This is a genomic window from Klebsiella sp. GG_Kp146 (assembly GCF_040061975.1).
GTDB classification, from domain to species: domain Bacteria; phylum Pseudomonadota; class Gammaproteobacteria; order Enterobacterales; family Enterobacteriaceae; genus Klebsiella; species Klebsiella quasipneumoniae.
The window spans coordinates 1-22313 of the sequence record NZ_JBEAHA010000027.1; the positions used below are offsets into that span (position 1 = coordinate 1).

26 protein-coding genes are annotated in these 22313 nt (G+C 56.5%); 18 read left to right on the forward strand and 8 right to left on the reverse strand.

All coding sequences use genetic code 11. The annotated features are described in order from the left end of the window. Positions 1-83: 83 nt before the first annotated feature. Entirely contained in the window at positions 84-1214 is a 1131-nt protein-coding gene (gene rlmG, locus ABLU95_RS20870; protein WP_261902006.1) for a 23S rRNA (guanine(1835)-N(2))-methyltransferase RlmG, read from the reverse strand. A gap of 85 nt (positions 1215-1299) precedes the next feature. Continuing rightward, positions 1300-2007, reverse strand: a complete 708-nt coding sequence (locus ABLU95_RS20875; protein ID WP_348880365.1) for a B3/4 domain-containing protein — start codon at positions 2005-2007, stop codon at positions 1300-1302. Positions 2008-2050: 43 nt separating this feature from the next. On the opposite strand from ABLU95_RS20875, the gene ABLU95_RS20880 reads away from it, so the two are divergent. The 5 genes from ABLU95_RS20880 to sstT all read left to right on the forward strand — a co-directional run bounded on the left by ABLU95_RS20880 (position 2051) and on the right by sstT (position 6995). Continuing rightward, positions 2051-2653: an XRE family transcriptional regulator gene (locus ABLU95_RS20880; RefSeq protein ID WP_086074925.1), complete on the forward strand. Its 603-nt coding sequence runs from the start codon at positions 2051-2053 to the stop codon at positions 2651-2653. A 19-nt stretch (positions 2654-2672) separates the two neighbouring features. Beyond that, positions 2673-3173, forward strand: a complete 501-nt coding sequence (locus ABLU95_RS20885; RefSeq protein WP_032454156.1) for a M48 family metallopeptidase — start codon at positions 2673-2675, stop codon at positions 3171-3173. A 73-nt stretch (positions 3174-3246) separates the two neighbouring features. Further along, a complete protein-coding gene (locus ABLU95_RS20890) occupies positions 3247-4236 on the forward strand; it encodes a Gfo/Idh/MocA family oxidoreductase (protein WP_023291084.1) in 990 nt (329 codons plus the stop codon). 272 nt (positions 4237-4508) lie between these two features. Next, positions 4509-5480, forward strand: coding sequence for a TerC family protein (locus tag ABLU95_RS20895; protein WP_004188496.1), 972 nt, complete (start codon positions 4509-4511; stop codon positions 5478-5480). 267 nt (positions 5481-5747) lie between these two features. Continuing rightward, positions 5748-6995, forward strand: coding sequence for a serine/threonine transporter SstT (gene sstT, locus ABLU95_RS20900; protein ID WP_049115679.1), 1248 nt, complete (start codon positions 5748-5750; stop codon positions 6993-6995). Between the two features lie 15 nt (positions 6996-7010). Here the strand turns inward: sstT and ABLU95_RS20905 are convergent, their stop codons facing one another. From ABLU95_RS20905 to uxaC, 3 genes are all read right to left on the reverse strand, one after another. Further along, entirely contained in the window at positions 7011-7565 is a 555-nt protein-coding gene (locus ABLU95_RS20905) for a YgjV family protein (protein ID WP_065882620.1), read from the reverse strand. 130 nt (positions 7566-7695) lie between these two features. Next, positions 7696-9183 carry an altronate dehydratase family protein gene (locus ABLU95_RS20910; RefSeq protein ID WP_044524824.1) on the reverse strand — a complete coding sequence of 496 codons (1488 nt, stop codon included), beginning with the start codon at positions 9181-9183 and terminating at the stop codon, positions 7696-7698. A gap of 18 nt (positions 9184-9201) precedes the next feature. Then, positions 9202-10614 carry a glucuronate isomerase gene (gene uxaC / locus ABLU95_RS20915; RefSeq protein ID WP_023291088.1) on the reverse strand — a complete coding sequence of 471 codons (1413 nt, stop codon included), beginning with the start codon at positions 10612-10614 and terminating at the stop codon, positions 9202-9204. 480 nt (positions 10615-11094) lie between these two features. Here uxaC and ABLU95_RS20920 point away from each other — a divergent pair, with 480 nt between their 5' ends. The 11 genes from ABLU95_RS20920 to ABLU95_RS20970 all read left to right on the forward strand — a co-directional run bounded on the left by ABLU95_RS20920 (position 11095) and on the right by ABLU95_RS20970 (position 18570). Beyond that, the gene (locus ABLU95_RS20920) at positions 11095-12396 is read left to right on the forward strand and encodes an MFS transporter (protein WP_023291089.1); all 1302 of its coding nucleotides are present in this window, start codon (positions 11095-11097) and stop codon (positions 12394-12396) included. Positions 12397-12526: 130 nt separating this feature from the next. Beyond that, on the forward strand, positions 12527-13303 hold the full coding sequence (gene exuR / locus ABLU95_RS20925; RefSeq protein WP_004206120.1) for a transcriptional regulator ExuR: 777 nt from the start codon (positions 12527-12529) through the stop codon (positions 13301-13303). Between the two features lie 341 nt (positions 13304-13644). Next, on the forward strand, positions 13645-14307 hold the full coding sequence (yqjA, locus tag ABLU95_RS20930) for a DedA family general envelope maintenance protein YqjA (protein ID WP_023291090.1): 663 nt from the start codon (positions 13645-13647) through the stop codon (positions 14305-14307). 8 nt (positions 14308-14315) lie between these two features. Then, the gene (mzrA, locus tag ABLU95_RS20935; RefSeq protein WP_072096611.1) at positions 14316-14693 is read left to right on the forward strand and encodes an EnvZ/OmpR regulon moderator MzrA; all 378 of its coding nucleotides are present in this window, start codon (positions 14316-14318) and stop codon (positions 14691-14693) included. A gap of 149 nt (positions 14694-14842) precedes the next feature. After that, positions 14843-15211 (forward strand): DUF1090 domain-containing protein, encoded by a 369-nt coding sequence (locus ABLU95_RS20940; RefSeq protein ID WP_004206124.1) that lies wholly within the window; start codon positions 14843-14845, stop codon positions 15209-15211. 45 nt (positions 15212-15256) lie between these two features. Then, entirely contained in the window at positions 15257-15562 is a 306-nt protein-coding gene (locus tag ABLU95_RS20945) for a YqjD family protein (protein ID WP_002917916.1), read from the forward strand. Between the two features lie 2 nt (positions 15563-15564). Further along, on the forward strand, positions 15565-15963 hold the full coding sequence (locus tag ABLU95_RS20950; RefSeq protein WP_087848561.1) for a phage holin family protein: 399 nt from the start codon (positions 15565-15567) through the stop codon (positions 15961-15963). Continuing rightward, positions 15960-16256: a YqjK-like family protein gene (locus ABLU95_RS20955; RefSeq protein ID WP_348880366.1), complete on the forward strand. Its 297-nt coding sequence runs from the start codon at positions 15960-15962 to the stop codon at positions 16254-16256. Before ABLU95_RS20950 ends, ABLU95_RS20955 begins: the two co-directional genes overlap by 4 nt. Positions 16257-16616: 360 nt before the next feature. Continuing rightward, positions 16617-17009 carry a DoxX family protein gene (locus ABLU95_RS20960; protein ID WP_002917920.1) on the forward strand — a complete coding sequence of 131 codons (393 nt, stop codon included), beginning with the start codon at positions 16617-16619 and terminating at the stop codon, positions 17007-17009. Positions 17010-17088: 79 nt separating this feature from the next. Beyond that, positions 17089-18075 (forward strand): glutathione S-transferase family protein, encoded by a 987-nt coding sequence (locus tag ABLU95_RS20965; protein ID WP_348880367.1) that lies wholly within the window; start codon positions 17089-17091, stop codon positions 18073-18075. Positions 18076-18201: 126 nt separating this feature from the next. Continuing rightward, a complete protein-coding gene (locus ABLU95_RS20970) occupies positions 18202-18570 on the forward strand; it encodes a DUF805 domain-containing protein (protein WP_017900662.1) in 369 nt (122 codons plus the stop codon). Positions 18571-18609: 39 nt separating this feature from the next. Here the strand turns inward: ABLU95_RS20970 and ABLU95_RS20975 are convergent, their stop codons facing one another. Further along, on the reverse strand, positions 18610-19506 hold the full coding sequence (locus ABLU95_RS20975) for a LysR family transcriptional regulator (RefSeq protein WP_004144865.1): 897 nt from the start codon (positions 19504-19506) through the stop codon (positions 18610-18612). A gap of 104 nt (positions 19507-19610) precedes the next feature. On the opposite strand from ABLU95_RS20975, the gene ABLU95_RS20980 reads away from it, so the two are divergent. Then, a complete protein-coding gene (locus ABLU95_RS20980; protein WP_023291096.1) occupies positions 19611-20312 on the forward strand; it encodes a pirin family protein in 702 nt (233 codons plus the stop codon). 24 nt (positions 20313-20336) lie between these two features. Then, positions 20337-20504, forward strand: coding sequence for a hypothetical protein (locus ABLU95_RS20985; RefSeq protein WP_004206134.1), 168 nt, complete (start codon positions 20337-20339; stop codon positions 20502-20504). A 73-nt stretch (positions 20505-20577) separates the two neighbouring features. Here the strand turns inward: ABLU95_RS20985 and ABLU95_RS20990 are convergent, their stop codons facing one another. Continuing rightward, on the reverse strand, positions 20578-20985 hold the full coding sequence (locus ABLU95_RS20990; RefSeq protein WP_348880368.1) for a Spy/CpxP family protein refolding chaperone: 408 nt from the start codon (positions 20983-20985) through the stop codon (positions 20578-20580). Between the two features lie 149 nt (positions 20986-21134). Next, entirely contained in the window at positions 21135-21998 is an 864-nt protein-coding gene (locus ABLU95_RS20995; protein ID WP_023291098.1) for a mechanosensitive ion channel domain-containing protein, read from the reverse strand. Positions 21999-22313 lie beyond the last annotated feature (315 nt).

The window sequence follows — 22313 nt, forward strand, 5'->3', positions numbered from 1 at the left end:
GCGACAGTCGGTAGCCCGGCTAAGGCGACAGTCGGTAGCCCGGCTAAGGCGACAGCCGCAAGCCGGGGAAATAGCCACACGGATCAGCGCTGTTTACGCACCTTCGTTGCTTTCAAAATAACAAACTTATTGTTCGTCGCAATCGTCGTGCAGTTACCAAAAGCGCGCTTCAGCTTACGGAAGTAGTCGAGATGACGGTTGCCGACAACGTACAGCTCGCCGCCGTATTTCAGGCTGCGGCGGGCGTCGTTAAACATCTGCCATGCGATATGGTCGGTAATGGCGTGCTGCTGGTGGAACGGCGGATTGCACAGGATCGCCGTAAAGCGGTCCGGCTCAATGCCGGAGAGCGAGTTGTTGACCATAAATTCACAACGGTCAATATCGTCCGGCAGGTTGTGCTCAACGTTCAACCGGCTGGAAGCCACCGCCATGTGCGACTCATCGGTGAACATCACGCGGGCATTGGGGTTCTGCGCCAGCGCCTGCAGGCCTATCACCCCGTTGCCGCAGCCGAGATCGGCGATCTCGCCTTCTAAATCAGACGGTAAATGCTGCAGGAAGAAGCGCGCGCCGATATCCAGACCGCTGCGGGCAAAGACGTTGGCATGGTTGTGGATGGTCCACGGCGTGCCGTCCAGCTTCCAGCTGTAGGTTTGCGGCGCATCGGCAAGCTCAGGGGCGGTGAAAACGCAGTGGATCAGACGCGCTTTTTTCCACGCCAGCGAGGTGGTGGTGGTGCCGAGGATCTTTTCAAACAGCGCCAGCGTCGAGTTATGCACATCGCGCGCTTTCGCCGCGGCGATAATGCGGGTTTCCGGCGTCACCACTGCGCGCAGGGCGCGCAGCTGCTGTTCCAGCAGCGCCAGCTGCTTTGGCACCTTAATCAGCACCAGCGCCGGCGCGGCCGGCAGCGGGCTCAGGCTATCCTGAAAACGCACACTCTCTTCATCAATGCCGTTCATCCGCAGGTTGTGGCGGGTCGCCAGCTCGGAGATAAAGGAGTCGTTGATGCTCACCGGGTTGCGTTCCGCCAGCGCGCAGGCGAGCGCGCCGAAGCCGTCGTTGAAGATGAGCGTCAGGCCGTCGACGTCATTCACCTGTTGCAGCAGATATTCATCCGCCGCTTCCCACGCCTGAAGCGCTTCTTCTTCAGCGTTAGGTGGGAACCGCTCTAATGTGAATAACTCACCGTTTAACTCTGCCTGGCTCATCGCCTCTCCGCCTCCGGAATAGTAAAACCCGCGAGTTTATACGCAAATCCTGTCCAGTTGAAGAGAGATCGCTGATCATCGCCGCTCAGCGTAGATCGCTCTCGTCATCGGCTCGCAGCAGCGTTATCGAGGCGCGGGCGCCGGGCATCAGCTGCTGCAGATAGCCTACCAGCCGCTCTCCCGCCTCATGCAGGGCCGACAACGGCATCGCCGGCAGGCTTTCGAGAATAAACCACATCGTCTGCGCGCCGCTGTCCAGCCGGGTGCGTACGCCCTGCCGCCAGTTCCAGCGTCGGCAGGTTACGCCTATATCATCCCGCCAGATGACTTCGCCCGGCTCCGGATATTCCACCACCGGCTCTGCCGATTTTAGCGTATCGAATGGCTCATCGCCGCGGGCAATGGCCAGCCGCGGTTCGCCACGGTAGGCGGCCAGATTTTCCCCACCGACCGGGATGGCATAGCGAATGCTGATCGCGTTGTAGATATCCACCACCGGATCGATGGCCGGCAGGCTCCCCTCTTTCAGCACCCGCTTGCGCAGCGCCTGCGCCGAACAGGGGGTACGTTTCGCCTTCGTGCCGAAGGCGCTGAACGCTTCATCCCATGCCGCCAGGTGCGCTTGCGCCCAGGGCACATCATCCTGCTGCACCGCCAGGCAGGCCTCGGCCAGCGCCTGTTCCGCGACGGCGGGATTGGCCACCGGCGCGCTCTCCACCACAATACTTAATGCCCGAAAGCCCGGCGCCAGGCGGCTGACCGCAGATTCGATTGACGGCGTTACGCTACGCATTCGATAATCCTGTAATGACCAATTTGTTTCATCATAGTGACCAATGAACGTAAAAGTCAATATAACGACCGATTCAGGATCTGATGTCGACCAGGTAAGTCGCGCCGTCGCCACGCGACTGAAGACCTACCGTAAAGCGAAAAAAATGTCGCTGGACGAGCTGTCGCGCCGGGCCAGCATCAGCAAGGGTATGCTGGTCGAGATGGAAAAAGAGGCCGCCAACCCCAGCATTGCGATCCTCTGCAAACTCGCCGCCGCGCTGGGCGTCTCGGTGGCGGATATTGTCAATGTGGCTAGCGAACCCGCGTTGCATATTATTCCCGCCGAGCAGATCCCCACCCTCTGGCAAGGCCCGCTGGGGGGCAGCGCCAGGCTCCTCGCCGGCACCGCCGGGCCGAATATGATAGAGCTGTGGCGCTGGGAGATGCAGCCCGGCGAAGCCTTTACCTCGCCCGGCCATCCGGCGACGACCTTCGAGCTGCTGCACGTGGAAGCCGGCGCGCTGACGCTGACGCTTGGCGAGACCTGCCGCACGGTGGCGGCCGGGGAATCCGCGGTGGCCCGTACCGAAACAGAGCATGGGTACCGGAATGCGGGGCCCGCGCCGCTGGTCTTTACCATGACCGTGGCTGAACTGCCCTCCTGACAGACATAATGATAAGACGATGACAAAACTCATTTATTTACAGGGCTATCCTGAATCGCTGCTGGCGCAGGTGACCACGTTAATCGAGCAAAACCGCCTTGGAGAGGTGCTGCAAAAGCGCTATCCGCATGGGCACGACGTTAACAGCGATAAAGCGCTATATCAGTACACCCAGGATTTGAAAAACCGCTTTCTGCGCGGCGCGGCGCCGATCAACAAAGTGATGTATGACAGTAAGATCCACGTGCTGAACAATGCGCTCGGCCTGCATACCGCCATTTCCCGCGTTCAGGGCGGCAAGCTGAAAGCCAAAGCGGAGATCCGCGTGGCGACGGTATTTCGCGACGCGCCGGAGGACTTTTTGCGGATGATCGTGGTCCATGAACTGGCGCATCTGAAAGAGAAGGAGCACAACAAAGCCTTCTACCAGCTGTGCTGCCATATGGAGCCGCAGTACCATCAGCTGGAGTTCGACACCCGCCTGTGGCTGACGCACCTTTCGTTAAATCGTTCTGCGTAGTCACGCACTGGTTTTGTCATGGGGGCATGATAGAGTGACGACAGGTTCCCTTTAATGGAGTTCGTCACCGTTTATGATACGTTTCGCAGTTGTTGGCACAAACTGGATCACTAAGCAGTTTGTCGATGCCGCCCATGAAACCGGCAAATATAAACTTACCGCCATCTACTCCCGCAGCCTCGAACAGGCACAAGCCTTCGCCAATGACTATCCGGTCGAGCATCTGTTTACCTCGCTGGAGTCGCTGGCGCAAAGCGACGCCATTGACGCGGTATATATCGCCAGCCCGAACTCCCTGCACTTCCCGCAGACGCGGCTGTTCCTGAGCCACAAAAAGCACGTCATTTGCGAAAAACCGCTGGCGTCGAATCTGCAGGAGGTCGAGGCGGCCATCGCAGTGGCGAAAGCCAACAACGTGGTGCTGTTTGAAGCCTTCAAAACCGCCAGCCTGCCCAACTTTCTGCTGCTGAAGGAAACCCTCGGCAAAGTGGGTAAACTGCGTAAAGCCTTCATTAACTACTGCCAGTACTCTTCGCGCTACCAGCGCTACCTCGACGGCGAAAACCCCAACACCTTTAATCCGGCGTTCTCCAACGGTTCGATTATGGATATCGGCTTCTATTGCCTGGCGTCCGCTGTGGCGCTGTGGGGCGAACCGCGGGCCGTTCATGCCACCGCCAGCCTGCTGGACAGCGGCGTGGACGCCCAGGGCACCGTGGTGCTGAGCTACGGCGACTTCGACGTGACGCTGCATCATTCCAAGGTGAGCGACTCGGCGATCCCCAGTGAAATTCAGGGCGAAGACGGGGTGTTAGTGATCGAAAAAATCTCCGAGTGCCAGAAGCTGGCGTTTGTGCCGCGCGGCGGCAAAGCCCAGGACCTGACGCAGCCGCAGCATATCAATACTATGCTGTACGAGGCGGAGACCTTCGCGCGGCTGGTGGAAACAGAGGATGTCGACCATCCGGGCCTGGCAGTGAGCCGTATCACGGCGAAACTGTCGAGCGAAATTCGTCGCCAGACCGGGGTGATCTTCCCGGCCGATACGCAGCCGCTGGCGTAAAAGAGTGTAAAGGCCCGTCTGGCCGCCATTGACGAAAACCGCCCCGTGACATATTTTGTTACGAGCAAAGGGGAGTAACTTCCTTGCCGGCCGATCGTCATTACGATGCGTGTAACACCGCATCCGGTCGCCGGGCAATTACCAAAGCCCATCGCGATGAACTTTGGTTGTTGTAAGTGAGACCTTGCCGGAAGGCGAGGTCTATGCATAAAAGCGCAGCGGCTGCCGTCTTCCGACGTCAGCCGTTTTTGTTTTTATGTAAGGAATATCAAATGAATACTGTCGGCACGCCGTTGCTATGGGGTGGATTCGCTGTCGTCGTCGCGATCATGTTGGCGATCGACCTGCTGCTTCAGGGACGACGCGGTTCGCATAGCATGACCATGAAGCAGGCCGCTGGCTGGTCTATCCTCTGGGTCACACTTTCTCTGTTGTTCAACGCCGCGTTCTGGTGGTATCTGGTGCAAACCCAGGGCCGCGCCGTCGCCGATCCGCAGGCCCTGGCCTTCCTCACCGGCTATCTGATTGAAAAAGCGCTGGCGGTCGATAACGTCTTCGTCTGGCTGATGCTGTTCAGCTACTTCGCCGTGCCGCCTGCTCTGCAGCGCCGGGTGCTGGTGTATGGCGTCCTCGGGGCGATTGTTCTGCGCACCATTATGATCTTCGCCGGCAGCTGGCTTATCTCCCAGTTCGACTGGCTGCTGTACGTCTTCGGCGCCTTCCTGCTGTTTACCGGCGTGAAGATGGCGCTGGCGAAAGAGGACGATTCCGGCATCGGCGACAAACCGCTGGTGCGCTGGATCCGCAGCCATCTGCGAATGACCGATAAAATCGAGAGCGAGCGCTTCTTCACCCGTAAAAACGGGGTGCTGTTCGCCACGCCGCTGCTGCTGGTGTTGATTCTGGTCGAGCTGAGCGATGTGATATTCGCCGTCGACAGTATCCCGGCGATCTTCGCGGTCACAACCGACCCGTTTATCGTGCTGACCTCGAACCTGTTTGCCATTCTCGGCCTGCGCGCCATGTACTTCCTGCTGGCGGGGGTCGCTGAGCGCTTCTCGATGCTCAAATATGGCCTGTCGGTGATCCTGGTGTTTATTGGCGTGAAGATGCTGATTGTCGATTTCTACCATATCCCGGTCGCCATCTCGCTGGGGGTCGTGGGTGGTATCCTGACCGTCACGCTGTTGATTAACGCCTGGGTCAACAAGCAGCACGACAAGCAGCGCAAACTGCCTGAGTAACCTGCCTGGCGCGCCGTCGGCCCCCGCTGGCGGCGCGGTAATCGGCTATAGCAGATCTTCTCGTAACGATAATGCCTGCTCATGTCACAATTATGTTGCTACATAGTTAAAAAATAAGATCCAGATTAAAATCACAGTATTTTGCGCTTTCCGCCCGTCATTCTTTCCGTATACTCGACTATGCAAACATATACTTACATCCTGACATAAACGTAACAAATAATACGTGGCTGGGATGGCTTGCTACATCACTGGAAGGAATGAATTATGACCACACGCACTCCCTCATCAGGGTGGCTTTCCCGCCTGGCACAAGGCAGCCTGGTGAAACAAATTTTAGTCGGCCTGGTACTTGGCGTGCTGCTGGCGCTGGTCTCTAAGCCTGCGGCTATCGCCGTCGGCCTGCTGGGGACCCTGTTCGTCGGCGCGTTGAAGGCGGTAGCGCCGGTGCTGGTATTGATGCTCGTCATGGCCTCGATCGCCAACCATCAGCATGGACAAAAAACCAGTATCCGCCCCATTCTGTTTCTCTATCTGCTGGGCACCTTCAGCGCGGCGCTGACCGCGGTGTTGTTCAGTTTTGTCTTTCCCTCGACCCTGCACTTAACCACCGCCGCCGACAGCATCACGCCGCCGTCGGGGATTGTTGAGGTGCTGCGCGGCCTGCTAATGAGCATGGTGTCCAACCCGATCGACGCCCTGCTGAACGCCAACTATATCGGTATTCTGGTTTGGGCGGTGGGCCTTGGCTTCGCCCTGCGTCACGGTAACGACAGCACTAAAAACCTGATCAACGATGTCTCCCACGCGGTGACCTTTATCGTTAAAGTGGTGATCCGCTTTGCGCCGCTGGGGATCTTCGGTCTGGTCTCTTCCACCCTGGCGACTACCGGTTTTGAAACCCTGTGGGGTTACGCCCAGCTGCTGCTGGTGCTGGTGGGCTGTATGCTGCTGGTGGCGCTGGTGATTAATCCGCTGCTGGTGTTCTGGAAGCTCCGCCGCAACCCCTATCCGCTGGTGCTGACCTGCCTGCGCGAAAGCGGCGTCTACGCGTTTTTCACCCGCAGCTCCGCCGCTAATATTCCGGTGAATATGGCGCTGTGTGAGAAACTGAACCTGGATCGCGATACCTATTCGGTCTCCATTCCGCTGGGGGCAACCATCAATATGGCGGGCGCGGCAATCACGATCACCGTGCTGACGCTGGCGGCGGTCCATACGCTGAATATTCCAGTAGATCTGCCTACGGCGCTGTTGCTGAGCGTGGTCGCTTCGCTGTGCGCCTGCGGCGCCTCCGGCGTGGCGGGCGGTTCGCTGCTGCTGATCCCGCTGGCCTGTAATATGTTTGGTATTCCGAACGATGTGGCGATGCAGGTGGTTGCCGTCGGCTTTATTATCGGGGTGCTGCAGGATTCTTGCGAAACCGCGCTGAACTCCTCAACCGACGCCCTGTTTACCGCCGCCGCCTGCATGGCGGAAGACGACCAGCTGGCGAAAAACGCCCTGCGTAGCTAATGCCTTTCCCCTCCGCTACCGCGCGGAGGGGCTCTCTTCCTGCACCGCGTTTTCAACCCTGAACGGATCGATACCCCGCTTTTGCATCCGGCGGAAGCGAATAATATTCAGGCCGTTGACGATCAGGAAGCTGCCTTCAATCAGCGTCCCGCCGATGGAACCCAGCCACAGGTTATGCGTCACCCAGCAGGCGGTGGAGCACCACATCACGCAGCGGACGGTCAGCCCTTTACAGCGAAACAGCGCCCAGGTGCTGGCGACAGTGCCAATAATCGGCAGCAGCTCCATAGCATGCTGCAGCTTGCCAAGGCCGAGGATCAGCGTCAGAAGGATAAAGATCGTCATCACCCACAGGCTGCGGGTGCGCAGGGAAATGACCGTGCGGAGCGCATTAAGCCCGGCGCTCATCCCGGCAGGCGCGGCGCCCATCAGGAAGAAATGGACGCCGATAACGCCGCTATAGACCGCCAGCTGAAGCCTGAAGCGACGTTCGTCGCGGTTGATAAAGGTGGTAATGCCGATAAGAAAGGCGATGACGCCGACCCCCTGGGCCAGCCAATATGCGGTCATGAAAGCTCCCTGAGAGAAAAAAACAAACGGCGCTTCACAGGCTGAAACGCCGCTGTTGCTTACCCGATGACGCTGCGCTATCAGGCCAATGCGCGATCAACGCCGCCCGGGCGCTAATATGAATGCGCCTTTACAGGGTAACACCGCTTTTAAAGATGGCCAGCTCGCGGAAGTCATTCTGCTCATTACAGGTCGGTTTGCCGTTGGCGAAAGCCACAATGGTGTCCACGAACTCCTCCAGCAGCTGCGGCATCGCTTTGCCGTGGATCAGCTGTCCGGCATCGAAGTCGATCCAGTGCTTTTTCTTTGCCGCCAGCTCGCTGTTGGTGGCGATCTTCACCGTCGGCACAAAGCCGCCGTACGGCGTGCCGCGGCCGGTGCTGAACAGCACCATATGGCAGCCGGCGCCGGCCAGCGCGCTGGTGGCGACGGCATCATTGCCCGGCGCGCTCAGCAAGTTCAGACCATGTACCTTCAGACGCTCGCCGTAGCGCAGGACATCCACTACCTGGCTGGAGCCCGCTTTCTGGGTACAGCCCAGCGACTTATCTTCGAGGGTGGTGATCCCCCCGGCCTTGTTGCCCGGCGAAGGGTTTTCGTAAATAGGCTGGTCGTGAGCGATAAAGTACTGCTTAAAGTCATTGACCATGGTCACCAGCTTGTCGAAGGTCGCTTCGTCGCGGCAGTGGCTCATCAGCAGCTGTTCGGCGCCGAACATCTCCGGCACTTCGGTCAGCACGGTGGTGCCGCCGTTGGCGATCACATAGTCTGAGAAGCGCCCCAGCATCGGGTTAGCGGTGATGCCGGACAGGCCGTCCGACCCACCGCACTCGAGGCCAAACTTCAGCTCGCTCAGCTTGCCCGGCTGACGTTTATCCTGACGCATCACGTCATACAGCTGGTGGAGATGCGCCACACCCGCCTCCACTTCATCGTCCTGATGCTGACAAACCATAAAGTGCACGCGCTGCGGATCATACTCGCCCAGCGTTTCGCGAAAAGCATCCACCTGGTTGTTTTCACAGCCAAGGCCCACCACCAGCACCGCTCCGGCGTTCGGATGGCGGACCATATTCTGCAGCATGGTGCGGGTATTGATGTGGTCGTCCCCGAGCTGTGAGCAACCGTAGGTATGGCTGAAGAGATGCACCCCATCGATATCCTCGGCGCCGTTCGCCTCTTTCAGAAAACGGTTCTGCATCTGGCGGGCCATGGCGTTGACGCAGCCGACGGTCGGTAGGATCCATAGCTCATTGCGCACCCCGACGTCGCCATTGGCGCGACGATAAATCTGCACTTCGCGATCCGCTGGCTGCGGCGGTTGGGCAACCTGCTCCGGTTGATAGCGATACGCGTCAAGGTCGCTGAGATTGGTGCGCGTATTGTGCGCATGGACATGCTCGCCCGGCGCGATATCCGCCAGCGCATGGCCAATCGGCAACCCATACTTAACGACGTTTTCCCCTTTCGCGATAGCGCGCAGTGCAAACTTGTGTCCGCGAACGATATCCTGACCGAGGGTGACCGGGTCATTGTCGATCGTCACCACGCTACCGGCCGTCATATCCGCCAGCGCGACCGCGACGTTATCCTGCGAATGGATTTTGATGTATTGCATATCAACCGACCTCTGGTCTTAGTTCAGTTCAATGGCGAAATAGTCACGCGCATTGTTAAAGCAAATGTTTTTCACCATCTCGCCCAGCAGCGCGATATCCGCAGGCGCTTCGCCGGCGGCCACCCAACGGCCGATCATCTGGCACAGAATACGACGGAAGTATTCGTGGCGGGTGTAGGAGAGGAAGCTGCGGCTGTCGGTCAGCATCCCGACAAAGCGGCTCAGCAGGCCGAGCTGCGCCAGCTGGGTCATCTGCCGCTCCATGCCGTCTTTCTGATCGTTGAACCACCAGCCGGAGCCGAACTGCATCTTGCCCGGCATCCCTTCGCCCTGGAAGTTACCGATCATGGTGCCCAGCACTTCGTTATCGCGCGGGTTCAGGCAGTAGAGAATGGTTTTCGGCAGCAGGTTCTCTTCGTTCTGCTTGCTCAGCAGCTTAGACAGCTCTTCAGCCATCGGGCGATCGTTGATCGAGTCAAAGCCAACGTCCGGGCCTAACAGTTTGAACTGACGCAGGTTGTTATTGCGCAACGCGCCGATGTGGTACTGCTGCACCCAGCCGCGACGGGCATACTCTGCGCCGAGGAACACCAGCACCGCGGTTTTGAACTGCGCCACTTCGCGTTCGCTGAGGGTTTCGCCAGCCAGGCGACGCGCCAGAATGGCGTCCAGCTCGGCGTCAGTCGCTTCCGCAAACAGCACCACGTCCAGGGCGTGGTCGGAGACTTTGCAACCGTGAGCGGCAAAGTGGTCCAGACGTTTGGTCAGCGCGCTTTGCAGGTCCGCAAAACGGCGAATATCAGTGTCCGACACTTCACCCAGCTTAGCCATATAGTCATTGAAGGTCGCCTGCTCGATGTTGAACGCTTTATCCGGACGCCAGCTCGGCAACACCTTGATATCAAATGAAGTGTCTTTAGCGACAACCGCATGGTGTTCCAGGGAATCAATCGGATCGTCGGTGGTGCCAACCATCTTCACATTCATCTGCTTCATGATCCCGCGGGCGGAGAAGGCGTCCTGCGCCAGTAACGCATTGCACTGGTCCCAGATCTCATCGGCGGTGGAAGGCGACAGCAGCTTACCTGTAATACCAAATGGGCGACGCAGCTCTAAATGGGTCCAGTGGTATAACGGGTTGCCAATCGTGTGAGGCACGGTGGCTGCCCAGGCGTCAAATTTCTCGCGATCGGAGGCATCACCGGTACACAGACGCTCCGGCACGCCGTTGGTACGCATCGCGCGCCATTTATAGTGATCGCCTTTCAGCCAGATGTCATACAGATTCTTGAAACGGTAATTTTCGGCAACCTGCTGCGGCGGAAGGTGGCAATGGTAGTCGAAAATAGGCTGATCTTTGGCGTAATCGTGGTACAGGCGGCGGGCAAATTCGCTATCGAGTAAAAAATCTTCGGTCATAAACGGTGTCATTCGTGTGTCCTCTTCGCTCCGGAGCGGGAGCCTTTCAGATGATTGACTACAATGCTGACAAAGTTATCACACCAATTTCTACAGACCGAACTGTTTTTCGTGAGTTAGATCAATAAACGCTGATAAAAAAAACCGCCTGCGCGCGGCAAACATCTCGCCAGAGCGCGCCGTATCTGGCTTTCTTCGCCAATCATAAAGACCACACTAACTTTCCCGCTTTTGTGACAGCACTCAACTTTTAAAGTTGTATGACAAGTTATCTTTCTGCCGTCGCAACATATAAACCGACGGAATGCTTTACCGGTGTTTATGGCATCGGCTTATACGGAATGGATACCGACTTTTTACATAACAACTGATGGTAAGGTTCGGGCCAGAGGGGACCGCCCTCCTGAACCCTCCGTTTCGCTTTCCCGACCGCGTATCGCCGTCAGGAGAGGCCGCACCTGGTGCGGAGAAATTACAGACGATGAGGTTTACATGCGTAAAATTAAAGGGTTACGTTGGTACATGATCGCACTGGTGACGCTGGGCACCGTGCTGGGCTACCTGACCCGTAACACCGTGGCGGCGGCCGCGCCGACGCTGATGGAAGAGTTACACATCTCGACCCAACAGTACTCCTATATCATTGCAGCCTATTCCGCTGCCTATACCGTCATGCAGCCTGTCGCAGGTTATGTTCTTGATATTCTGGGGACTAAAGTCGGCTATGCCTTCTTCGCTATCGCCTGGGCGATATTCTGCGGCTCGACCGCCCTCGCCGGCAGCTGGGGCGGCCTGGCGCTGGCCCGCGGCGCGGTGGGCGCGGCGGAAGCGGCGATGATCCCCGCCGGGCTGAAAGCCAGCTCCGAATGGTTCCCGGCAAAAGAGCGCTCTATCGCGGTGGGCTACTTCAACGTAGGTTCCTCTATCGGCGCCATGATCGCGCCGCCGCTGGTGGTGTGGGCGATCGTCATGCACAGCTGGCAGATGGCGTTCATTATCTCCGGGGTTCTGAGCTTCGCCTGGGCCATCGCCTGGCTGATCTTCTACAAACACCCGCGCGACCAGAAGAAATTATCTGACGAAGAACGCGACTACATCATTGGCGGCCAGGAGTCTCAACACCAGACCAATAATGCGAAGAAAATGTCGCCGTGGGAGATCCTGCGCAACCGTCAGTTCTGGGGTATCGCCCTGCCGCGCTTCCTCGCCGAGCCGGCCTGGGGGACCTTTAACGCCTGGATCCCGCTGTTCATGTTTAAGGTTTACGGCTTTAACCTGAAAGAGATCGCGATGTTCGCCTGGATGCCGATGCTGTTCGCCGACCTCGGCTGCATCGTCGGTGGATACCTGCCGCCGCTGTTCCAGCGCTGGTTCGGCGTCAACCTGATCGTGTCGCGAAAAATGGTGGTCACCATGGGCGCCCTGCTGATGATTGGCCCGGGGATGATCGGCCTGTTCACCAGCCCGTACGTGGCGATTGCCCTGCTGTGCATCGGCGGGTTTGCTCACCAGGCGCTGTCCGGGGCGCTGATTACCCTCTCTTCCGACGTCTTTGGCCGTAACGAAGTCGCTACCGCCAACGGTCTGACCGGGATGGCCGCCTGGCTGGCGAGCACCATGTTCGCCCTGGTCGTCGGCGCGCTGGCAGACACCATCGGCTTCAGCCCGCTGTTTGCGGTACTGGCGGTCTTTGACCTGCTGGGCGCGCTGGTCATCTGGACGGTGCTGAAAAACAAACCGGCTGACGATGACACGACGCCGCTTAGCAGCCGCAAACCGGCCACCCAGAGTTAGAGACGCTTATGCTGAGGTGATCGCCTGCCAAGCCGCCTTCTCAGGCGGCTTTTTCATCCCTGCCAGTGGTGGAAATCGCGTAAAAGTGGTATAACAAATCGAATATTGTCGCCATCTTGCGGGAGCGAATATGGAAATCATTGAACCACGCCGTCTTTATCAGCAACTTGCCGCTGAGCTGAAGACGCGCATCGAACAAGGTGTCTACCTTGTAGGGGATAAGCTGCCCGCCGAGCGCTTTATCGCCGATGAAAAAAACGTTAGCCGCACCGTGGTTCGTGAAGCCATTATCATGCTGGAAGTGGAAGGCTATGTCGAAGTCCGCAAAGGGTCGGGCATTCACGTCATCTCCAACCATCCGAAATACCAGCAGGTGGCCGATGAAAGCCTGGAGTTCGCCAACTATGGCCCCTTTGAGCTGCTGCAGGCGCGGCAGCTTATTGAAAGCAATATCGCCGAATTCGCGGCCACTCAGGTGACCAAGCAGGACATCATGAAGCTGATGGAGATTCAGGAGAAAGCGCGCAACGAGAAGTGTTTCCGCGACTCCGAATGGGATCTGCAGTTTCACGTCCAGGTGGCGCTGGCCACGCAGAATAGCGCCCTGGCGGCGATCGTGGAAAAAATGTGGACCCAGCGCGTGCATAACCCGTACTGGAAAAAGCTGCATGAGCATATCGACCTGCGCACCGTCGATAACTGGTGCGACGACCACGATCAGATCCTGAAGGCTCTGCTGCGTAAAGATCCGAACGCCGCCAAACTGGCGATGTGGCAGCATCTGGAAAATACCAAGCAAATGCTGTTTAACGAAACCAGCGACGACTTTGAATTTAATGCCGATCGCTACTTATTTGCCGAAAACCCGGTGGTTCATCTCGATACCGCGGCCAACGGCGCGAAATAAGCCTTTATCTCCCCGGCGCGCGGCCCCTGCGCGCCTGTTCCCCAGACAGGCTGGGGTAAGCAAAACATATATAGTGTCAGCCTGTGTAAATCCTCTCGCCTCCCATCGCCGCAATCAGCAAAATCAACGAGCAACACCTTGCAATTTCTCTGACGGAAAGTCAGGTGATTTGTTACAATTAGATGCATTTTGCCGTTCTGGGAGTAGGTATCGACTTACTTCAATTTTATACAGGGAAGCGTTCAGAGCGCCGAAGCAGCGACCATAATCTCATAAAAATCTTGTCGCCCTACATGCCGCGCGCTCAGACGTGCCGTTAACCGATGTACCAGGAATCGTGAATGGAACTATTAACCCAGTTATTGAATGCCTTGTGGGCTCAGGATTACGAAACGCTCGCGAATCCCTCCATGATTGGCATGCTGTATTTTGTCTTGTTTATGATTTTGTTCCTTGAGAACGGGTTACTGCCTGCCGCGTTTTTGCCGGGGGACAGCCTGCTTGTGCTCGTGGGCGTGCTGATCGCCAAAGGGGCGATGGGCTTTCCGGAAACATTGCTGCTGCTCACCGCCGCCGCCAGCCTCGGCTGCTGGCTGAGCTACATCCAGGGGCGTTGGCTGGGCAATACGCGGATCGTGCAAAACTGGCTGTCGCATCTGCCCTCTCACTATCATCAGCGCGCGCATCACCTGTTTCATAAACATGGGCTCTCCGCGCTGCTGATCGGCCGCTTCATCGCCTTCGTGCGCACGCTGCTGCCGACCATCGCCGGGCTTTCCGGCCTCAATAACGCCCGCTTTCAGTTCTTTAACTGGATGAGCGGCCTGCTGTGGGTGCTAATCCTGACCTCGCTGGGCTATCTGCTCGGCAAAACCCCGGTATTCCTTAAGTATGAAGATCAGCTGATGTCCTGCCTGATGCTCCTGCCGGTTGCGCTGTTGGTCTTCGGACTGGTCGGCTCGCTGGTGGTGCTGTGGAAGAAAAAATACAGAAGCCGGGGCTAATGATGGTCATAAAACGCCCTTCCCTGCGCCAGCTCAGCTGGCTGCTGGGTGGCTCTCTTCTGCTCTGCGCGCTGTTCTGGCTATGGCTGGCGGTGCAGCAGCAAGAGGCCACGCTGGCGATCCGTCCGGTTGGCCAGGGCGTCAGTATGCCGGATGGTTTCTCCGTCTGGCATCACCTCGACGCCAACGGTATCCGCTTCAAGAGCATTACGCCGCAAAAGGATGGCCTGCTGATTAAGTTTGATTCCACCGCCCAGGGCGCGGCGGCGAAAGAGGTTCTCGGCCGCGCTCTGCCTCATGGTTATATTATCGCCTTGCTGGAAGACGATAACTCGCCTACCGCCTGGTTATCCCGCCTGCGCGACGCGCCGCATCGGCTCGGGTAAACGGCCGTCAGACTGCGTTTTCAACGCAGTCTGGTGGTTTCCCGCATTTGTTACTATGCTTAAACCTGCGTGAATCAACGCATTCACGTTTACCAACGGGAACGGGTTTATCCTCCGGGTATCCCCTAAGACAATGGAAGGTACTATCCATGAAACACCGCATCGCTCTGCTTCTGGCCCTGTCTTCACTTAGCGCCAGCGCCATAGCCGCCTCTCCCTGCCAGGAAAAAGAGCAGGATATTCAACGAGAGATCAGCTATGCCGAAAAGCATCACAATCAAAGTCGCATTGATGGGCTAAATACCGCGCTACGCCAGGTACGGGAGAACTGCAGCGACAGTAAACTCAAAGCCGATCATCAGCAAAAAATTGCCAAACAGCGGGAAGAGATCGCTGAACGTCAGCGCGATCTGCAGGAAGCCCGGAAGAAAGGCGATGCGGACAAAATCAACAAACGCCAGCATAAACTCAATGAAGCGCAACAGGAGTTGAAAACGCTGGAGTCTCGGGATTACTAATCACTATTAACTTTCGCAATACGGACCACGCTACAGGAGAACGACATGGCTAAAGAGAATGTGACTGACGACCTTCGTGCAGAACTGAAAACGCTGGCGGACACCCTGGAGGAAGTACTGAATTCCTCGGCGGACAAGTCGAAAGAAGAGATGGGTAAACTGCGCAGTAAAGCCGAGAGCGCGCTGAAAGAGAGCCGCGCCCGTCTGGGTGAGACCAGCGAAGCGATTCTGCGTCAAACTCGTGAGACCGCCGCGCGAGCGGATGATTATGTTCGCGAAAATCCGTGGACAGGGGTCGGGATTGGCGCCGCCGTCGGGCTGGTGCTGGGTGTCCTGCTGTCGCGTCGCTGATTATGGCGAATACTCAACACACGCAGGGGCCGGGTCAGCGCGTCTTCTCCATTGGCCAGCGTATCGTTACGCTGCTGGTCGAAATGGTGGAAACACGGCTGCGCCTGGTCGTCGTGGAGCTGGAGGAGGAGAAAGCCAACCTCTTCCAGCTGCTGATCATGACCGGACTGACGCTGCTGTTTGCCGCGTTTGGCCTAATGAGTCTGCTGGTGCTGGTTATCTGGGCCGTTGACGCTCAGTACCGCCTGCACGTCATGATCGCCACCACCGTCGTGCTGCTTCTCGCCGCCGCGATTGTCGGTGTCCTTACCTTACGTAAGGCGCGACGCTCCACGCTGCTGCGCCTGACGCGAAGAGAGCTGGAGAACGACCGTGCCCTTCTGGAGGAAGATAAACCATGAATGGCCGACAGGAGCGTGAACGGCAAAAGGCGCAGCTGCTGCGCCAGATCCAGCAGCAACGGCTGGAGCTGAGCGCCTGTCGCCGCCACTGGCTGGAAGCGACTGCGCCCTTAGACCGCGGCTGGCATACGCTGCTTAGTTTACGTTCGTGGCTGATGGTGGGCAGCGGTCTGATGGCCGTGTGGTCCATCCGACACCCGCATTTTTTGATGCGCTGGACCAAACGCGGACTGGGTTTATGGAGTACCTGGCGGCTGGTCCGCGGGATCCTGCGCCAGTCGGCAGTTCGTTAGCCGCCCGGAGCGCGGGCGCTTTTCCCGGCGCCCCGCTCTGCCACTTCCTCGCTCGATACGCAACGCCGTGCGTAAAAACTTGCCCCCTGGCCGCCATCCGCGGTCAGCCAGCCCTCTGATCCCATGCCATTCCGCCCGGCCAGGCCTTTACCAGCGCCGGTCGTGACCTATCGCGTTGTGGCATTTTTCGCCCCCTCTTACCGATTACTCAGAAACTTTGAACTAGATCTACAGTTTTCCTTGCTAACAATTCCCTCTCCGCCTCGCTACTATCCTCTCCATCGACAGCAACACCGCGTAACTACGCGGGATTGCGCTAAAAAACAAAACCGCCGCCCTTTGGGTTTTCTGGAGTAAGAAATGAAAAAATTAGAAGATGTTGGTGTACTGGTAGCGCGCATTCTGATGCCGATTCTGTTTATCACTGCAGGATGGGGCAAAATCACCGGTTATGCGGGAACCCAGCAGTATATGGAAGCCATGGGCGTACCGGGTGCGCTGCTGCCGCTGACCATTCTCCTTGAATTCGGCGGCGGACTGGCGATTCTGTTCGGTTTCCTGACCCGGACCACCGCGCTGTTCACCGCAGGCTTTACGCTGTTGACCGCGTTCCTGTTCCACAGCAACTTTGCGGAAGGCGTGAACTCCCTGATGTTCATGAAAAACCTGACCATCGCTGGCGGTTACCTGCTGCTGGCCATTACCGGACCGGGCGCCTTCAGTATCGACCGTGTACTGAATAAGAAATGGTAAGCGCACTATACTGAATGAATGAAAAAGCGAGGAGGCCACTCCTCGCTTTTGCTATCTGAAGTCTGAAGGAGGAATAAAGATGGGCCAATTAGTCGACGGCGTCTGGCAGGATACCTGGTATGACACAAAATCCACCGGTGGGCGTTTTAAGCGTTCCGTTTCCGCCTTCCGTAACTGGCTCACCGCCGATGGCGCGGCCGGACCGAGTGGTGAAGGGGGATTTGCGGCGGAAAAAGATCGCTATCATCTGTACGTTTCTCTCGCCTGCCCGTGGGCGCATCGCACGTTAATTATGCGTAAGCTGAAAGGACTGGAGCCTTTTCTCCCTGTCTCCGTGGTCAATCCGCTGATGCTGGAAAACGGCTGGACTTTTGACGACAGCTTCCCGGAAGCCACCGGTGACACCCTTTATCAGCACGATTTTCTCTATCAGCTGTATCTGCACGCCGACCCGCGCTACACCGGTCGCGTCACCGTCCCGGTACTATGGGATAAAAAACAGCAGACCATCGTCAGCAATGAGTCGGCAGAAATCATCCGTATGTTTAATACCGCCTTCGATGGCCTGGGCGCCAGAGCCGGGGATTACTACCCGCCGGCGCTGCGGGAAAAAATCGATGAACTGAACGGCTGGATCTATGACAACGTCAATAACGGCGTGTATAAAGCTGGCTTTGCCACCAGTCAGCAGGCTTACGACGAAGCGGTGGATGCGGTGTTTACCTCGCTGGAGCGGCTGGAGCAGATCCTCGGTCAGCATCGTTACCTGACGGGCAATCAGCTGACGGAAGCGGATATTCGCCTGTGGACGACGCTGGTACGCTTCGACCCGGTGTATGTGACCCATTTTAAATGCGACAAACGACGCATCAGCGATTATCTCAATCTCTACGGCTTCCTGCGCGACATCTACCAGATGCCGGGTATCGCGGAGACGGTGAGCTTTCCGCATATTCGTCACCACTATTACCGCAGCCATAAAACCATTAACCCTACCGGCATCATCTCCATTGGGCCGCAGCAGGATCTCAGCGAACCACACGGTCGCGACCAGCGCTTCCGTTGATCCGTCGGGCGCCAGTGATGGCGCCCAATAATTCAGAAAACAGATATTTACCCACCATTCATTCACGTCTATTCTTATTGCGATCGCTTAAAAAACAAGTGATTGACGGTTAATTGAGGCGTAGAAATGGACTGGTATCTCAAGGTATTAAAAAACTATATAGGATTTGGCGGCCGTGCGCGGCGCAAAGAGTACTGGATGTTTATTCTGGTCAACCTCATCCTGACCGGCGTATTGAGCATCATCGATAAAATGCTGGGCTGGCAGCGGGCGGGCGGCGAAGGCATTCTGACGACCATCTATGGCATACTGGTCTTTTTACCGTGGTGGGCGGTGCAGTTTCGGCGTCTGCACGACACCGACCGTTCGGCATGGTGGCTGCTGCTGCTGCTGATCCCGGTCATCGGCTGGCTGGTGATCCTGATCTTTAACTGCCAGCGCGGAACGGAAGGCAACAACCGATTCGGGCCCGATCCAAAACCCTTTTCCTACTGATCTTCCTGCTCCTCCCGCTAGCGGGAGGAGCGTCCTCGACTATCTGCCGGCAAACAGCTTAGGGATCTCACGCAGGCACCAGGACTTCGCTTCGCCCATGCTGTCCCGTCGCCAGGCCATGATAATGTCAATTTCATTGGTATATTCCGGACTGACCACCCGCAAGCGTCCTTCAGCAATATCCTTCTCCACCAGCGGATAGGGCATGGTCGCCACGCCTAATCCGGCCAGCAGCGCCTGACGCTTATCTTCAATGGTGCTCACCGTTAAGCGCGGCTGTTTATCCAGCAGCTGAACGGTGAGAACGGGCCGCTCGCGCGCGGTATCCGCCACCGCGACGCCACGGTATTTGACGCGGGTGACCTCGGAGAGCGGTTCAGGCTCCTGGTGGATCGGGTGGTCCGGCGCCGCGACGTACACGCTGAGCACCGAATAGAGTTTGCGCGAGTTAATCTCCGAGGAAGAACGAAAATGCATATCCGGCGCGACAACGATATCCGCCCGCCCCTGCTCCAGCCGCTCCCAGGCGCCGGCCAGCACCTCGGTGATAATCGACAGCTGGGTGTTGGACTTGGTCGCCAGTTTCTCAATCAGCGGAAACAGATCCGGCGTGGGCACCAGCGCTTCGGTGACGATCGTCAGGTGAGTTTCCCAACCGCGAGACAGGGCTTCGGCATCGGTGGTGAGCTTGTCCGCCGCCTCGAGCAGCACGCGACCGCGCTCCAGCAGCATACGCCCGACGTTGGTGAACTTTGTGCGATGACCTGAGCGGTCAAACAGCACCACGTCCAGCTCTTCCTCCAGTTTTTGCATGGTGTAGCTCAGGGCGGAAGGCACGCGTCCCAGCTCATCAGCCGCGGCAGCGAAGCTCCCGCGACGATCGATCGCATCCATCACGCGTAACGCTTCCAGCGTTAATGCTCTCTCTTTAGCCATCGCTTTCTCATTCAGGAAATTTGAACATACCGGGCAGAATATCTGGCTAACAATACAGCGTCCATACCTTTACCATTGATTTAGTGTAAAGAGAGGTCAAGAACATGATTACTACCCGAACAGCCAAACAATGCGGACAAGCAGACTTCGGCTGGCTGCAGGCCCGCTACACCTTCTCCTTTGGCCACTACTTCGACCCAAAATTACTGGGCTTCGCGTCCTTACGCGTTCTCAATCAGGAAGTGCTGGCCCCCGGGGCCTCGTTCCAGGCCAGAACGTATCCCAAGGTCGATATCCTGAACCTGATTCTGGAAGGCGAAGCGGAGTATCGCGACAGCGACGGCAATCACCTGCAGGCCAGGGCCGGCGACGCGTTGATTATCGCCACTCAGCCTGGCGTGAGCTATAGCGAGCACAATCTGAGCAAAGAGCAGTCGTTAACGCGAATGCAGCTATGGCTCGATGCCTGCCCGCAGCGGGAAAACCCGCTGCAGCAGAAAATCGAGGTCGCCAACGCGCCGCTACAGCTGCTGGCCTCACCGGATGGGGGGAATAATAGCCTCCAGCTTCGCCAGCAGGCCTGGGTCTATCACATCGCGCTGGAAAAAGGGGAGCAGATCAACGTGCAATTGCATGGCCCGCGCGCCTACCTGCAGTCGATCCACGGCACCGTCCATGCCGTCGCGCAGGAACAACCCAAACAGGCTCTCACCTGTGGTGATGGGGCATTTATTCGTGACGAAGCTAACATTACCCTCGTCGCCGATACGCCGCTGCGCGCTTTGCTGATAGATTTACCGGTGTAACAACGGAAGGGATGGAGTCTGTCAGTGAGTAAGAAAAAAAACAGAAAAAAGGCGTCTCCGACGCCGCTAGCCCCGACGCCGCCGGAAACCGTCGGCGTCGTCAGCTTTGGTTATGATGAGATGCTTAGCGAACTGGAAGCCATCGTCGCCGAGGCGGAGATTCGCCTGCGGGATGAAGAAAGTCTCGCCTGAAGCTGCAGCATGGATTATTCGGCTATCGTTGATGGCCTGCCGCTAATACCGGCCCCGAAAGGGGCTGATGGCATTATTCACTCAGCGCGTCGGCAAGATCTTTTTTCACCTGGGTGCGCTGCTCCGGCGTCAGTACCTGATTCACATCAAAATAGTACTTCACGCGATAATAACGTACCTGTTGATCAATTTTACTGAATGCCGCCAGCTGATCCTTCACCGCTTTCTCATTCCATTTACCGGAATCAATCACGTTAATCAGCGCGCCATCTTTAATGTCTTGCTGTGAAATCTGCTCAACGTTTTTTTCCATTTGCTGATGCAGGCTGTTAATTATGCTCACCTGATCGGGAGTCAGTTTTAAGTGCTGGACGATAGGGTCCTTAGCGGGTGCTGGCGCAGTCACTTCCGCGGCCTGCGCCGCCAGCGAAAAACCTGCAACGGCGGCGGTCAATAATATAGCTCGTGATACTTTTGTCATTTTATTATCCTGTATAAGTGCGTCATGATAAGACGCACTATTATTCCCTGAACAATAATGGCGATGTGTAAAAAAGCATGAACATAATTGTAAAAGGGGTTGAATACATTCATAGATCAAATGATCTATAAGCTAAACATCCACATTGTTTATTTTTTTAGGTCCGATAACGACGAGGAGGTTAAATTAATATCCATCCGTTGCGCGGCGAGGGTGATCTGATGTTCATCGAGCGCTTCTTTAATCGCTTCAAGAAAATCAAAATAAGTCTCCCAATATTCGCTATTTTTCACCCAGACACGAACAGTGAAGTTAAGTGTGCCCGGCATCATTTCAAGCAGACGAACCGTAGTACCACGAGATTGATCGATTCGCTTTTCACTATCAATGATAGCCTGAATGACCTGCTTAACCTGCACAATTTTAGTCTCGCTGGCCACGCCGAGGGTCAGATCGATTCGCCGAAAAGGATGGCAGGAATAATTCACAATACTGTCGGCGATGACTTTACCATTTGGAATAATAACTTCTTTATTATCAACGGTTAGTAGCGTTGTTGAAAAAACATGTACGGACTGCACCATACCAGAAATCGCGCCGACCTGTACAAAATTGCCGGCCCGAAAAGGACGTAAAGTGACTAACAGAACACCAGCGGCAAAGTTAGAAAGCGAACCTTGCAGCGCCAGACCAATTGCCAGCCCTGCCGCGCCAATAACCGCGATGATGGAAGACGTCTCAATCCCTACCCGACCTAATGCGGCGATTATCGCAAAAGCCATCGTAATATAACGAACGAGCGCAGCAAAGAAATGAACGATTGTCGCATCGACGTTGCGTCGTAAGAGAATTTTCTCGAAGGCTTTAGCAAGGACTTTTGCAAGCATTCGCCCGACAAAAAGAATAATCAGCGCTGCCACGATATTCCAGGCAAACTGCATAATTGTTTCACCATGACCGATAAGCCAGGCTATTGCCGATTTGAGCTGCGGGAATAATACTACATTTTTCACGTCTATCACTCCTGTCTGGATAACCTATAAACCTGCTATCCATTAAGCTGAATGATGACCGCTGCAAATCAGGGAATGGAGACTAACGGATAGACAATAAAACATCGTAGCGTGACAGTATTAACGAATCCGGTGTTTAAAGCAGCCAAAAAACTGCTTAAAAGTGGATATTCTGCAAACCTGATTTACAACCGACTGAAATTAAAAATAAACACCTTCGTCGAGAGGTTTTATAGAGATAGTTGAAACTCACCGATAATCCGCTTTCTTTTGGGTATAGCGTCGTGGACAGTCATTCATCCGCGTCACGGATTC

Excerpts from the sequence above, each read along its gene's own strand:
- rlmG (WP_261902006.1), bottom strand. The coding sequence starts at position 1,214 with ATGAGCCAGGCAGAGTTAAACGGTGAGTTATTCACATTAGAGCGGTTC.
- ABLU95_RS20875 (WP_348880365.1), bottom strand. The coding sequence starts at position 2,007 with ATGCGTAGCGTAACGCCGTCAATCGAATCTGCGGTCAGCCGCCTGGCG.
- ABLU95_RS20880 (WP_086074925.1), top strand. The coding sequence starts at position 2,051 with ATGAACGTAAAAGTCAATATAACGACCGATTCAGGATCTGATGTCGAC.
- ABLU95_RS20885 (WP_032454156.1), top strand. The coding sequence starts at position 2,673 with ATGACAAAACTCATTTATTTACAGGGCTATCCTGAATCGCTGCTGGCG.
- ABLU95_RS20890 (WP_023291084.1), top strand. The coding sequence starts at position 3,247 with ATGATACGTTTCGCAGTTGTTGGCACAAACTGGATCACTAAGCAGTTT.
- ABLU95_RS20895 (WP_004188496.1), top strand. The coding sequence starts at position 4,509 with ATGAATACTGTCGGCACGCCGTTGCTATGGGGTGGATTCGCTGTCGTC.
- sstT (WP_049115679.1), top strand. The coding sequence starts at position 5,748 with ATGACCACACGCACTCCCTCATCAGGGTGGCTTTCCCGCCTGGCACAA.
- ABLU95_RS20905 (WP_065882620.1), bottom strand. The coding sequence starts at position 7,565 with ATGACCGCATATTGGCTGGCCCAGGGGGTCGGCGTCATCGCCTTTCTT.
- ABLU95_RS20910 (WP_044524824.1), bottom strand. The coding sequence starts at position 9,183 with ATGCAATACATCAAAATCCATTCGCAGGATAACGTCGCGGTCGCGCTG.
- uxaC (WP_023291088.1), bottom strand. The coding sequence starts at position 10,614 with ATGACACCGTTTATGACCGAAGATTTTTTACTCGATAGCGAATTTGCC.
- ABLU95_RS20920 (WP_023291089.1), top strand. The coding sequence starts at position 11,095 with ATGCGTAAAATTAAAGGGTTACGTTGGTACATGATCGCACTGGTGACG.
- exuR (WP_004206120.1), top strand. The coding sequence starts at position 12,527 with ATGGAAATCATTGAACCACGCCGTCTTTATCAGCAACTTGCCGCTGAG.
- yqjA (WP_023291090.1), top strand. The coding sequence starts at position 13,645 with ATGGAACTATTAACCCAGTTATTGAATGCCTTGTGGGCTCAGGATTAC.
- ABLU95_RS20940 (WP_004206124.1), top strand. The coding sequence starts at position 14,843 with ATGAAACACCGCATCGCTCTGCTTCTGGCCCTGTCTTCACTTAGCGCC.
- ABLU95_RS20945 (WP_002917916.1), top strand. The coding sequence starts at position 15,257 with ATGGCTAAAGAGAATGTGACTGACGACCTTCGTGCAGAACTGAAAACG.
- ABLU95_RS20950 (WP_087848561.1), top strand. The coding sequence starts at position 15,565 with ATGGCGAATACTCAACACACGCAGGGGCCGGGTCAGCGCGTCTTCTCC.
- ABLU95_RS20955 (WP_348880366.1), top strand. The coding sequence starts at position 15,960 with ATGAATGGCCGACAGGAGCGTGAACGGCAAAAGGCGCAGCTGCTGCGC.
- ABLU95_RS20960 (WP_002917920.1), top strand. The coding sequence starts at position 16,617 with ATGAAAAAATTAGAAGATGTTGGTGTACTGGTAGCGCGCATTCTGATG.
- ABLU95_RS20965 (WP_348880367.1), top strand. The coding sequence starts at position 17,089 with ATGGGCCAATTAGTCGACGGCGTCTGGCAGGATACCTGGTATGACACA.
- ABLU95_RS20970 (WP_017900662.1), top strand. The coding sequence starts at position 18,202 with ATGGACTGGTATCTCAAGGTATTAAAAAACTATATAGGATTTGGCGGC.
- ABLU95_RS20975 (WP_004144865.1), bottom strand. The coding sequence starts at position 19,506 with ATGGCTAAAGAGAGAGCATTAACGCTGGAAGCGTTACGCGTGATGGAT.
- ABLU95_RS20980 (WP_023291096.1), top strand. The coding sequence starts at position 19,611 with ATGATTACTACCCGAACAGCCAAACAATGCGGACAAGCAGACTTCGGC.
- ABLU95_RS20990 (WP_348880368.1), bottom strand. The coding sequence starts at position 20,985 with ATGACAAAAGTATCACGAGCTATATTATTGACCGCCGCCGTTGCAGGT.